The organism is Rhodococcus sp. R1101, assembly GCF_000278445.1.
Taxonomy (GTDB): Bacteria; Actinomycetota; Actinomycetes; order Mycobacteriales; family Mycobacteriaceae; genus Rhodococcus; species Rhodococcus gordoniae.
This window is the reverse complement of the sequence record NZ_AJVB01000084.1, coordinates 1-11,661: the sequence shown is the minus strand read 5'-3', so window position 1 is coordinate 11,661 and position 11,661 is coordinate 1. Positions and strand designations below refer to the sequence as shown.

Below are 11,661 nucleotides of genomic sequence, written 5' to 3'. Positions count from 1 at the left end.
GCTCGAAAGCGGAATGGCCACCGACCCCGACGACCGGCCGCAGACGGCGGCCGCCTTCGGCGAGATCCTGCGGAACATCCAACGAGCTCACGGCCTACCGGTCGACGAGATGGCCCTGCCCGGTCCTCCTCCGACGAGTCCACCGCAGACACCGGCGGACCTGCCCGTCACGGGACCGTCGTCGGGGGTGCTCTCGGGCCCCACAGGACCGACCGTCGCACCGTCGACCAGGTTCCGTCCGCCGTCGACCACCCGTCCGCTCGTCGAACGCCGTCGGCTGATCTCGCTGTTGCAGGCCGGACGACGACGTCGTCTCATCGCCATCCACGCCCCCACGGGTTTCGGGAAATCCACTCTGGCCGCGCAATGGCGGGACGTTCTCGCCGACGAGGGCGCCCGGGTCGCCTGGCTGACGGTCGACGACGACGACGACAACGTGCTGTGGTTCCTCGCGCACCTGATCGAGGCGATGAAACAGGTGCGTCCTTCGCTGGCACGCGAACTCGCCCAGATCCTCGACGTTCACGGGAACGACGCCGAACGTTACGTACTGTCCACACTGATCGACGATCTGCACCGATCCGACACCGCCGTGACACTCTTCGTCGACGACTGGCACCGGGTGAGTTCGCCCGAGACGTGCGCCGCCCTCGACTTCCTGCTCGACAGGGGCTGCCACCACCTGCAACTCGTCGTGACCAGCCGCAACCGTTCCGGCCTTCCGCTGAGCCGCATGCGGGTGCGCGACGAGCTCGTCGAACTCGATTCGACTGCACTGCGTTTCGACGTCGACGAATCCGATTCGTTCCTGCGCGGCGTGAGCGGCATCGACCTCGGGCCGGAGGACGTCCAGGACCTGAACCGAAGCACCGAAGGCTGGGTGGCGGCACTGCAACTCGCGTCGTTGTCGTTGCGCGACAGCGACGATCCGTCATGGATGATCGAGAACATCACGGGACGGCACCACGCGATCGGTGAGTTCCTCGCCGACAACGTGCTCTCGACACTCGAACCCCGGATGTACGAGTTCCTGCTGGCCACGTGCATCACCGAATCCGTCAGCGGCAGCCTTGCCGCAGCGTTGACCGGCGACCCGCGCAGTCAGGCCGTCCTGGAGGAAGCAGAGGAACGCGACCTGTTCCTGCGGCACCTCGACGACGAGCGTGTCTGGTTCCGGTACCACCACATGTTCCTGGACTTCCTCCGGCGACGCCTCGAGCGCGACCATCCGGAGAAGATCGCCGGACTGCACCGCACGGCCGCCGACTGGTTTGCGCGGCATCACATGTTGCGTGAGGCCGTCGACCACGCGATGGAGGCCGGCGATACGGATTTCGCCGTCGATCTGCTCGCCGCCGACGGCATGTATCTGATGGAGCACGGGCACATCGCTCCCCTGCTCGCGCTGATCGACACGTTGCCGCCGCAGGCCGTCGCACGCGAACCGCGGTTGCTGCTGGCGCAGGCGTGGGCGAACAGCGCGTTGCAGCGGCTGGGTCGCGCCCGGAGCGCTCTGGCGACCGTGCGCGACCTCGTGGACTCGGGTGTCACGGCCGGCCAGGATCCCTACGCGCTGCGCCTCGAGGCCGATGCGGTCGAAGCCTCTCTGCTCATGAACTCCGATCGGATCGACGGCATCGACGCGCTCGTCGCTCCGTGTCTCGACGACCCGTCGGCCGTGCATCCGTGGGTCGTCTCGGCCGCAGCGGATTTCGCGTCCTACGCCGACATCTTCCGTTTCGACTTCGATTCGGCCGTGCGTCGTCAGGAATGGGCGGCGCCCTTCCATCGCGAGACCCGAGGACCCTTCGCCGCGATCTACGGGCAGTGCCTGTGCGGCATCGCCGTCAACGAACAACTCGACGTCGAGAGCGCGGAGAAGTACTTCCGCACCGCGTTGCGGCGGGCCCGCCGCAACGGCGGCATCCATACGCATTCGGGTCGGCTCGCCGCCGCGATGCTCGGCGAGTTGCTCTACGAACAAGGACGGACCGCCGAGGCCGAGACACTGCTCGACGAGAGCAACCTGCTGGGGATAGACGGCGGAGCAACAGATTTCATGATCGCACGCTTCGCGACTGCAGCACGCATGAAGATGATGCACGGCGATCGGAAATCCGCGACGGCACTGCTGGACGAAGGACTGCGCGCAGCAGCGCTCAACGACCTGCCGCGGCTGCGGGCACGCCTCGAGAACGAGCGAGTGCGTCTGGGACTGGGCGCTGTACCGACCCCGATCCGCACGATGCCCGGTTCCGACCGCCCGAATCCGGACGGCACCGTGGAGATCAGGCTTCAACTCGAGGACGCCACCGCCATCCGGTTGCTCTGCGAGAGCGACGAATCCGGTGCCGCGGAACGCGCGGTCGATTGGGCACAGCTGTGGGTACGCCGCACCGCGGACCTGCGTCCCCGCGCGCACCTGCAGGCCATCAGGCTGCTCGTCTGCTGCCTGAACGCCGACGGACGCACGCAGGAGGCCGAACGCACGCTCGCCACGGTGGCTGCGGAGTGCGCGGCGCGCGGGATGGTGCGCTATCTCGTCGACGGCGGCCCACGAGCGACCCGCACTCTCGGGGCGCTCCACCGACGGATGCAGGAGGACCGGTGGCCGGACGACTGGGCACGGGTCGACGCGCAGTTCCTGGAACGCGCGGTACGACTCGCCGAGGACGAAGATCGTCCCGTGGTGTGAACCCCGCAGGATTCGGGGACACTGCCGAGGTGACGGACCGAAACGACAGACCTATCCGAACCCGGCGATGGACCGACGGGAAACTCGTCGACGAGGGCTTTCCCCTCTCCGCGGTGTCGGATCATCTTGCCGACGCCGACGCCCTCGTGTGGGTGGACCTGTGGAATCCCGAGCACGCGGACCTGCTCGAACTCGCCGAGGAATGGAATCTCGACCCGCATGCGGTCGAGGATTCGCTCGCGCAGGGAGAACGGACCAAGGCCACCCGCTACGCCACGCACACCTTCCTCACCGTCTACGCGACACACCTCTCTCCGGATTCCGAGGACGAGGATCAGGCTCACGAGTCCCGGTTGCACACCACCCGCATCTCCGCGTTCGTCCTGCCCCGGGGTGTCGTGACGGTACGGCGCGGCAGCCCGTTCGACATCGACGAGGTGGTGCGCCGGTGGGACGAGAACTCGGACCTGCTCCAGTACGGGCCCGGGGCGCTGGTGCACGGCCTGCTCGACACGGTCGTCGACGGGCAGTTCGAGACCATTCAGGAACTCGACGACGCCGCGGAGGACCTCGAGGACTGCCTCTTCGAGGATCAGGCGTCCACTCGGTACATCCAGCGTCGCGTCTACCGTCTCCGCAAGGAACTCGTGCAACTTCGGCGAGTGGTGCTGCCGATGCGCGAGATCATCAACGCGGTCATGCGCACCCGCGCCGAGAACAACCGTCACCCCGAACTCGACAGCTCGTACAACGACCTGTACGACCACGTGATGCGGGCGGCGGAGTGGACCGAGTCGCTCCGCGAGATGGTGAACACCGTCTTCGAGACGAACCTGTCGCTGCAGGACGCCCGTCTGAACATCGTGATGAAGAAACTGACGGGATGGGCCGCGATCATCGCGGTCCCCACCGCTGTGACCGGTTGGTACGGCATGAACGTGCCCTATCCCGGCTTCGGCGAGTGGTGGGGCATGCTCACCGGAGTCGCGATCATCACGGTGTCGGCGATCGCCTTGTACGTGCTGTTCAAGAAGCGGGACTGGTTGTGATCCCTCGCCGCGCTCAGAGAAGGACGACGAGCAGCACGACGATCACGACGACCACCGCGACGGTGGCGATCACCGCCCCCGCGGATCGACGGCGCTGCACGGGACCGTCGCGGACGAGTTCGGGGTCGGCGTCCGGGGCGTCACCGATCGGGTCGTCGCCCTCGGGCCCGGGGTTGGTGGGATGCGACATCGATCTCCTCCTGGCTGTCTGTCGTCGAAGTCTGACACGGACGAGTACGCCGTGTTCGGTTTCGCTCGGTTCGAGTCGGGTACTCCGTAAGGGCAACGTTCGATGACATAGGAGGACCCATGGCCGACTTCGTCGACAAGGCAAAGCACAAGGCAGAAGAAGCAGGCGGCAAGATCAAGGAGAACACCGGTCAGGCAACCGGTGATCGTGATCTCGAAGCCGAGGGTCGCGGCGACCAGACCTCCAGCGGGTTGAAGCAGGCCGGCGACAAGGTCTCGGATGCCGCCGAGCACGTCAAGGACGCTTTCAAGAAGTAGTCCCCGATACACGCGGTGCCGGTAGTTGCGACTACCGGCACCGCGTGTGTGTGGGGACTATTCCGAGGTGCCCTCGGTGTCGTCGAAGAAGTGCCAGGTACCGTCCTGTTCGTTCTGCGCTTCCATGCGCCAGCCGAGTTCGCTGTTGTCGGCGCGCTGGTCGACGAACCAGGCGTGAGCGTCGTCCGCGCTCTCGATTTCCTTGGTGTCCACGACGTTACCGGTCGGATCGATCACTCTGTAGGTAGCCATGCCGAGTGTCTTCCCACGCAACTCGCCGATCAAACGTCGCGCGAAGCTTCTGGTGTAGGGTGGGAGCATCGTTCGGTTCGCATGGGATGAGTAACCTCGCGCCTCGGTGCCCGAAGGTTCCGGACCGGACGTGAGAGTTCCCCGCCGCGTGTACCGCGGCCCCTCTTCTTCGCATTGCCCCACGGCCGGGGTCTCCCCGACCGCACCCGAAAGGACGGCCATGAGCCAGAACAAAGAATTCGACAACCCTCTCTTCCTCGCGCCCACCACTCCGGAAGCCGACGCCGAGATCGAAGCCGTCACCGCTGTCGCCGAGGTGAGCGGCCCGCACGACTACACCTCGCTCTTCTCCGCACGCGGCGCCTGATCGCACCTCACCCGGCCGCGTAGTCGGCCGGTGCCTGCGGCACCGGCTCGGGCGGCCCGTCGTTCTGTCCGGCTGCCGCAGTGAGCACGTCGATATGGTTGTAGCCGGGCAGAACCGATCCGAGCTCGTGCGGATGATCCGTCTCGGGCGGTGTGATTCCGCGCCGGCTCCGCAATCGACGTCACCTCGCTCCCCCCGATCGGTGCACCGCGTTTCGTCGGGGTGACGACGCCGCTGTGCCCACCTCGTCGTAGTCGAGCCACCGGTGGACGATTCCCGGATCTGCGACCTCCGGCGACTCCTTGGGTGCGTCACCGAACAGACCGGGGAACGCCGTCGAGACCGATCTCCGTCGAAGTCCCGTTCCGCGAAGTAGCCGGTGATGAAACCGCCGAGAGAATGTCCGCCGCACAACACTTTCCGCTTCCTGCGCGGGATCGGGAAGTTCGTGGTGCCACAGCTCGTACTGGTCGTGCGGTGTCTGTTCGAGTCCGACGTACGAAAGGCACGCGACGTCGTTGCCGCTCGCGTGGCCGGCGGCACCGACGAGGCGGTTCGTACGCCCGAATACCGTCGAGCGGGGTCCGCTTCGCGGAGAACAGCGGAAGAAAGGGTCCGTCGGGGTTCACCGACGGACCCTTCATCGTCCGCGCATCGGGTAGTTGTACGCGGACCGACGCCGCCCCGGAGGTGCGTGTGGGAGTCGCAGTGCTAGGGTCGCCCGTGACACGGGGTGCTCCGCACGAGCGGGGCTGAGATCACACCCGTCGAACCTGATCAGGTAATGCTGACGAAGGGATGTCCCGACATGACCGTGCCTGCCCCCATATCGTTCCGCTCCCGCTCCGCGCAGTGAACGCGCGGCGGACTCTCGCCGGACTGCTCACCCTCGTCGCCGCACTCTCCGCGGTCACCGGGTGCTCGTCCGATTCCGGGAGCGACACCATCCGATTCGCGTTGGACTGGACGCCCAACACCAACCACACCGGCCTGTACGTGGCGCAGCAGGAGGGGCTGTTCGCCGATGCCGGCCTCGACGTCGAGATCCTGCCGTACAACAACGCGACGCCCGACACCCTCGTCGACGCCGGGAGCGCCGAGTTCGGGATCTCCACGCACGCCACCTCGACCATCGCCAGGGCCGCCGGGTCCCGGACGGTCGCGGTCCTCGCACCCCTGCAGCACTGGGCGACCGGGATCGCCGTGCGGGCCGACAACGCCGAGATCACGCGGCCGGCCGATCTCGACGGCAAGACCTTCGCGGGCTTCGCGAGCCCCGGCGAGGACGAGATGCTCGCCCAGGTGATCCGCAACGACGGCGGCCGCGGGGAGTTCGAGAACGTGACGCTCGGAACGTCCTCGTACGAGGCGGTCTACTCGTCCACCGCGGACTTCACCGTGTCGTACCTGGCATGGGAGGGTCTCGAGGCCGAGCACCGCGGCCTGCCGATGCGGTACTTCCGCTTCACCGACTACGGCTTCCCGGACGCGTATGCGATCGTCGTCGACGGCAACGAGGACTGGATGGCGGAGAACCCCGAGCAGACCCGCGCTTTCGTGCAGGCTCTGGACCAGGGTTACCGGATCGCGGCCGACGACCCCGATCGCGGGGCGCGCGCCCTGATCGACGCGAATCCGGGTGCCTTCCCCGACGAGGAACTCGTCTACGAGAGTCAGCGCATGCTCGCCGCCGAGTACATGCGCGACGCCTCCGGCGCCGTCGGGGTCCTCGACGCCGGGAAATGGTCGGGCTACGCCCGGTTTCTCTACGAGAACGGCCTGCTGTCCGGACCCGACGGCAGCCCGTTGACGACCGAACCCGATTGGTCGACCTATGTCACCGATGACTATCTCGAAGACCGATAACGCGGGCCGCGCACGTCGATTCGTTCCCGCCGTACTCGTCGCCGGGGTGCTGGTCGGGATCTGGCAGACGTACGTCGTGGTGAGCGGTATCCGCCCGCAGGTGTTGCCGTCCCCCGCACGCGTTCTCACGCAGGGATGGGCGCATCGCGTCGACATCGCCGGGCACGCCTGGTCCACGCTGCAGGTGACCCTCGTCGGGTTCGCCGTGTCACTGGCACTCGCGTGGGCTCTCGCGATCGCGGTGGACTTCTCACCGTGGTTGCGACAGGCCTTCGTGCCGTTGTTCGTGGTGTCGCAGACCCTGCCGATCATCGCGATCGCGCCGTTGATGATCATCTGGTTCGGTTTCGGGTTGTTGCCGAAGATCCTCGTCATCGCGCTGGTGACGTTCTTCCCCGTCGCCATCGGTCTTCTCGAAGGATTCGCGGCGGCCGACCGGGAGGCGGGAGCGTTGCTGCGCAGCATGGGTGCGTCGCGGTGGCAGCAGTTCCGTTACGTGCGCCTGCCTGGCGCACTCCCCCGCTTCTTCACCGCCCTGCGGATCGGCATCACCTACGCGGTGGTCGGAGCGGTCTTCGCCGAATACGTCGGCGCGACATCCGGTCTGGGCATCTACATGAGCGCCCAGAAGAACTCGTTCCGAACCGATCTCGTGCTCGCGGCGGTGGCGGTCACCGCGGTCCTGTCGCTCACGCTGTACGCGCTGACGTACGTCGTCGAACGGCTGGTCGCGCCGTGGGCGCTCACGAAGGATACGACATGAGTGCAGTGACGGTGGCGTCGGTCCACAAGGCGTACGGCGACCGGGCGGTGATCGACGGCATCGACTGTTCCGTCGCGCCGGGCGAATTCGTGTCCTTCATCGGACCGAGCGGGTGCGGCAAGTCGACACTGTTCTCCATCGTCGCGGGACTCGAACAACCCGACGCCGGTGAGGTTCTCATCGGCGACTTTCCCGCCGCGCCCGGACGGGTCGCGCTGATGCCGCAGAAGGACCTGCTGTTCCCGTGGCGGACGGTGCTCGACAACTGCACCCTGGGCCTCGAGGTGCAAGGTGTGCGACGATCCGACGCCCGAGCCCGCGCCCGCGAGCTGTTGCCGACCTTCGGCCTGTCCGGCTTCGAGGATGCTGCTCCGCACCAACTGTCGGGTGGCATGCGTCAACGCGCGTCGCTCGCCCGCACCGTGCTGCAAGGGCGCGACGTGCTCTTGCTCGACGAGCCCTTCGGGGCGCTGGATTCGCTCACCCGCACCGAGATGCAGCTGTGGCTGCAGGAGGTGTGGCAGCAGCATCGGTGGACGGTGCTGATGGTGACGCACGACGTGCGCGAGGCGGTGCTGCTGTCCGACCGTGTCGTCGTCCTCGGTCCGCGTCCGACCCGCGTGCAGCACGAGGTGCGCGTGCCCCTGCCCCGGCCGCGAACGTTGGAGACGTGCGTGTCGAGCGAGTTCGTGGCGCTCGAGCACGAACTGATGGAGGTCCTGCATCGTTCACGTCGTGAGGAGGAGCGGAGGATGTCGCCGAGATAATCGCCTGCCTCGGGAATCTACTGTTCGACATCCTCCACGTGCCCGGCCATGGGCAGCCGCAGGTAGAACTATCTCTCCGGCGAGAGGTCGGGTGCACCCTCGTCGACTTCCGGCTCACACCTCCATCCGCGACGAGAATCGTCAGCCGCTACGGCAATTGCCGAGGCGGATGGCGAGAACGGTAGCGAGTGGCTCAGAATCGGCCTTCGACCGGTGCCCCCAGTGGGACTCGAACCCACACTGTGCGGATTTTAAGTCCGCTGCCTCTGCCAATTGGGCTATAGGGGCGTGGGGATCACAGTAGCGTTCGGGGCTCCCGGCGACCGCGCCGGGTCGCGATCTTCGAACATGTTCTCGTAGTCGGATCCGGTTGTCGACGACATCCTTCACGACTACGGAGGTCGATCCGGCCGGATGTGAACACCCTTCGTTGTCTTGTACCCCGCGAACAGGTAGACATTCTGCGGAAGACGTACAGAACGGACAGCCGGTGGTGGCCCGGCGCGAACAGAAGGACGATGTATGGGTTTCAGGACCGCACAGCCGTCGGCCCGGCGTCTCGGTATCGCGCTCGCCGCCGCAGCGCTCGCAGTTGCTCCGGGCCTGGCGATCGCACCCTCGGCCCTCGCCGAGAGCATCGTCTATCCCGCAGCCCTGCACGACTCCTTCTACGACACCCCGCACGACATCGCCGACCGGCAGCCCGGTGACGTCCTCGCCGCCCGCGTCGTTCCCCCGCCGCTCGGGTTCCCCGGCACCGACGCGATCCAACTGAAGTTCCGCTCGACGAACTCTGCGGGCGCACCGATCTCCGCCGTGACGACGGTGCTGTCACCGCGAGGAGGAGCGCAGGGTCGCCCGCTCGTGTCGTACCAGGCGATCATCAACGCGCTCGGGCTCGAGTGCGCGCCGTCGACCGCGCTGTACGCGACGAACCCGATGCGCGGAATCCGGGAGTCACCCGGCCTGCTCATCGCCATCCAGCGCGGCTGGTCGCTGGCCGTCCCCGACCATCTCGGACCGAACAGTGCCTACGGTGCCGCGAAGGTCGGTGCGCAGATCACCCTCGACGGCATCCGGGCCGCGCAGCGTCATGCACCGCTGGGACTCGCGGACAGCCCGGTCGGCATTGCCGGTTACTCCGGTGGCGGGATGGCCACCGCGATGGCCGCCGCACTCGCCCCGACCTACGCACCGGAGATCCCCCTCGTCGGCAGCGCCTACGGTGGGGTTCCCATGGACATCGGCGAGATGGCGAAGGGACTCGGCGAATCCGCGCATCCCGCTTTCGGATTGGCGATGGCGGCCGCTCTCGGTCTCGAACGCGAATACCCCGACCGCATGCCCATCAGCGAGCAGCTCAATCCGGCGGGCCGGGAACTGCGCGACCGGATCGCCAACGCGTGCACCAACGAGATCCTGCTCGCCGGTGCCGGCCGAAGCATCGCCGACGTCGCCGACGCCGAGGTGGGCATGGCCCTGCTCGACAGCCCGCCCGTCCGGGAGGTGCTGAACGAGAACAGCATCGAGAAGCTCCCGGCGGTACCGAATGCCCCGGTCTACGAATGGCATTCACCGACCGATGCGCTGATTCCGCTGCATTCCGTCTCCACCACCCTGCGTAGGTACTGCGACGCCGGGGTGCCCGTGCGAACCGAACCGGTTCCGAGCGCCGACCACATCACCGCTGCCGTGATGGGCCTGCCCGGCGCGCTCGACTTCCTCGACGGCCGGTTCGCCGGCACTGCGCCGTCGTCGAATTGCGGGACGATCTGACCGGCCTCCGTACATGCATCAGGCCCGCCTCGAATGACGAGGCGGGCCTGATGATGTCTCGAATCCCCAGTGGGGACGGGAGATCGAATCAGATCACGGTGATTCCGGTGGCCTGGGGACCCTTGGCGCCCTGACCGATCTCGAAACGCACGCGCTGGTTCTCGTCGAGGCTGCGGTAGCCGCCCGACTGGATCTCCGAGTAGTGCGCGAACACGTCAGCGCTGCCGTCCTCGGGGGCGATGAAGCCGAATCCCTTGTCGGCGTTGAACCACTTCACGATTCCCTCTGCCATGTCTGTCTCCTTCTGTCGTGTAGTCGAGCTCCACCGAGTGTTCGGTAGAGCGAGGCCGCCATCACATGCGGTGACTTCCGAAAGGAGAACCAACCGCCCGCAACAAGGATTTGCGAGCGTGGGTAAGACGCGAACAAAAACTTCGACCGAGACACAGTCAACCACACATTCGCCGATTCGGGTGGATCGAGCCCCGGAAGGCGGGGCTGACGCCACCCGAATCGAAGGCTAGGTGGCGACGGACAGGGCGATGCCGTCGAGGATGTCGTGCTCGCTCACGACCAGCTCGGTGATGCCCGCTCGACGCCCCAGTTCCTCGGCGAGGACGGTGGTGATGATCGAGCCACCGCCGATGACGTCGACGCGGCCGGGATGCATGGGACCGAGCGCCGCGCGCTTCTCGCGAGTCGCGGCAACGAGACCGTCGCACACCTCGCGCAGGCGGTCGAACGGCACCGACGACAGGTGGATCTTCTCCGAGTCGTACTCGTCGAGTTCGAGGGCGAGCGCGGCGAGGGTGGTCATGGTGCCCGCGACACCTACCCAGGTGTGCGCCTGTTCGACCGGAACCCGCTCGAGTGCTTCGCGAATCTTGCCCTCCGCGACCTCCCGTGCCGCAGCGACCTTGCTCGGCGGTCGGCGGGTCGTCGTGGAGGCACCGTTCGGTGAGACGCACGCAGCCTATGTCGGTGGAGTAGGCGGCGCGCACTCCGTCGGCGTCGCCGAGCACAACCTCGGTGGACCCGCCTCCGAGGTCGACGACGACGAAAGGTCCACGCGTGGAGTCGAGTTCGCCGACAGCACCGGCGAAGGACAGGCGTGCTTCCTCGTCGCCGGTGATGACCTCGGCCTCGGCGCCGGGTATCACGGCACCGAGCACCTCACGGGTCATCGCGAAGAAGTCCTCGCGGTTGCTCGCGTCGCGGGTCGCGGAGGTGGCCACCATGCGCACCGCGGTGGCACCTGTCTCGCGGATCAGGTCGGCGTACTCCACCAACGCGACCCGCGTGCGTTCGATCGCTTCCGGCGCGAGACGACCGGTGGCGTCGACGCCCTGGCCGAGCCGCACGACCTTCATCAGACGGGTGACGTCGGCGAGACCGCCGTCCTCCGCGACGTCGGCGATCAGCAGACGAATGGAGTTGGTGCCGCAGTCGATTCCCGCGACCCTCACTGCTCTTCTCCGCGTAGCTCGGCGTAGGTGGGCCAGTCGGCGGGAATGGCGGTGCCGCGCAGACCCGCATCGGCGGCGAGCGCGACGGATTCGTCGCCGAGCGGATTGACACCCGGCCCGTGGCCAGCGAGTGCGCGATGAGCACGTGCAGGC

The 11,661-nt window shown here is 67.1% G+C and carries 12 protein-coding genes, 1 tRNA gene, 2 pseudogenes and 1 riboswitch; of the genes and pseudogenes, 8 read left to right on the top strand and 7 right to left on the bottom strand.

Going from position 1 to position 11,661, the window contains the following annotated elements:
* Together R1101_RS26185 and R1101_RS0108460 are read left to right on the top strand one after the other, a co-directional pair.
* A partial coding sequence (locus tag R1101_RS26185; RefSeq protein WP_037222563.1) for an AAA family ATPase occupies nt 1–2,695 on the top strand: 2,695 nt, incomplete at its 5' end.
* Nucleotides 2,692–3,744, top strand: a complete 1,053-nt coding sequence (locus tag R1101_RS0108460; RefSeq protein WP_016933006.1) for a magnesium transporter CorA family protein — start codon at nt 2,692–2,694, stop codon at nt 3,742–3,744. The genes R1101_RS26185 and R1101_RS0108460, both read left to right, overlap by 4 nt.
* A 13-nt stretch (nt 3,745–3,757) precedes the next feature.
* On the opposite strand, the gene R1101_RS30650 is transcribed toward R1101_RS0108460, so the two are convergent.
* The gene (locus tag R1101_RS30650) at nt 3,758–3,934 is read right to left on the bottom strand and encodes a hypothetical protein (protein WP_016933005.1); all 177 of its coding nucleotides are present in this window, start codon (nt 3,932–3,934) and stop codon (nt 3,758–3,760) included.
* A 119-nt stretch (nt 3,935–4,053) separates the two neighbouring features.
* Between R1101_RS30650 and R1101_RS0108450 the strand changes: the two genes are divergently transcribed.
* Nucleotides 4,054–4,251, top strand: coding sequence for a CsbD family protein (locus tag R1101_RS0108450; protein ID WP_016933004.1), 198 nt, complete (start codon nt 4,054–4,056; stop codon nt 4,249–4,251).
* Nucleotides 4,252–4,308: 57 nt separating this feature from the next.
* Here R1101_RS0108450 and R1101_RS0108445 read toward each other — a convergent pair whose 3' ends face one another.
* Nucleotides 4,309–4,503, bottom strand: a complete 195-nt coding sequence (locus R1101_RS0108445) for a hypothetical protein (protein WP_026003036.1) — start codon at nt 4,501–4,503, stop codon at nt 4,309–4,311.
* A 220-nt stretch (nt 4,504–4,723) separates the two neighbouring features.
* Between R1101_RS0108445 and R1101_RS30645 the strand changes: the two genes are divergently transcribed.
* Nucleotides 4,724–4,870, top strand: a complete 147-nt coding sequence (locus R1101_RS30645) for a hypothetical protein (protein ID WP_016933002.1) — start codon at nt 4,724–4,726, stop codon at nt 4,868–4,870.
* Nucleotides 4,871–4,877: 7 nt separating this feature from the next.
* On the opposite strand, the gene R1101_RS30920 is transcribed toward R1101_RS30645, so the two are convergent.
* Nucleotides 4,878–5,045 carry a hypothetical protein gene (locus tag R1101_RS30920; RefSeq protein WP_016933001.1) on the bottom strand — a complete coding sequence of 56 codons (168 nt, stop codon included), beginning with the start codon at nt 5,043–5,045 and terminating at the stop codon, nt 4,878–4,880.
* 544 nt (nt 5,046–5,589) lie between these two features.
* Nucleotides 5,590–5,686: riboswitch (TPP riboswitch) on the top strand.
* A gap of 36 nt (nt 5,687–5,722) precedes the next feature.
* Between R1101_RS30920 and R1101_RS0108430 the strand changes: the two genes are divergently transcribed.
* Genes R1101_RS0108430 through R1101_RS0108420 form a run of 3 tightly spaced genes read left to right on the top strand, consistent with a single transcriptional unit; the run spans nt 5,723 to nt 8,266 of the window.
* On the top strand, nt 5,723–6,736 hold the full coding sequence (locus R1101_RS0108430; RefSeq protein WP_016933000.1) for an ABC transporter substrate-binding protein: 1,014 nt from the start codon (nt 5,723–5,725) through the stop codon (nt 6,734–6,736).
* Nucleotides 6,714–7,499 (top strand): ABC transporter permease, encoded by a 786-nt coding sequence (locus tag R1101_RS0108425; protein WP_016932999.1) that lies wholly within the window; start codon nt 6,714–6,716, stop codon nt 7,497–7,499. The genes R1101_RS0108430 and R1101_RS0108425 overlap by 23 nt, the downstream gene beginning before the upstream one ends.
* The gene (locus tag R1101_RS0108420; protein WP_026003035.1) at nt 7,496–8,266 is read left to right on the top strand and encodes an ABC transporter ATP-binding protein; all 771 of its coding nucleotides are present in this window, start codon (nt 7,496–7,498) and stop codon (nt 8,264–8,266) included. Before R1101_RS0108425 ends, R1101_RS0108420 begins: the two co-directional genes overlap by 4 nt.
* Nucleotides 8,267–8,480: 214 nt before the next feature.
* Here R1101_RS0108420 and R1101_RS0108415 read toward each other — a convergent pair.
* A tRNA-Leu gene (locus tag R1101_RS0108415) sits at nt 8,481–8,554 on the bottom strand.
* 234 nt (nt 8,555–8,788) lie between these two features.
* Here R1101_RS0108415 and R1101_RS0108410 point away from each other — a divergent pair.
* A complete protein-coding gene (locus tag R1101_RS0108410) occupies nt 8,789–10,042 on the top strand; it encodes a lipase family protein (RefSeq protein ID WP_016932997.1) in 1,254 nt (417 codons plus the stop codon).
* Nucleotides 10,043–10,130: 88 nt separating this feature from the next.
* On the opposite strand, the gene R1101_RS0108405 is transcribed toward R1101_RS0108410, so the two are convergent.
* The 3 genes and pseudogenes from R1101_RS0108405 to R1101_RS29995 form a co-directional block, all read right to left on the bottom strand.
* Nucleotides 10,131–10,334: a cold-shock protein gene (locus tag R1101_RS0108405; RefSeq protein WP_016932996.1), complete on the bottom strand. Its 204-nt coding sequence runs from the start codon at nt 10,332–10,334 to the stop codon at nt 10,131–10,133.
* Nucleotides 10,335–10,562: 228 nt separating this feature from the next.
* A pseudogene (locus R1101_RS26180) lies at nt 10,563–11,508 on the bottom strand (Ppx/GppA phosphatase family protein).
* A pseudogene (locus R1101_RS29995) lies at nt 11,505–11,661 on the bottom strand (DUF501 domain-containing protein); the annotation flags it as partial. The pseudogenes R1101_RS29995 and R1101_RS26180, both read right to left, overlap by 4 nt.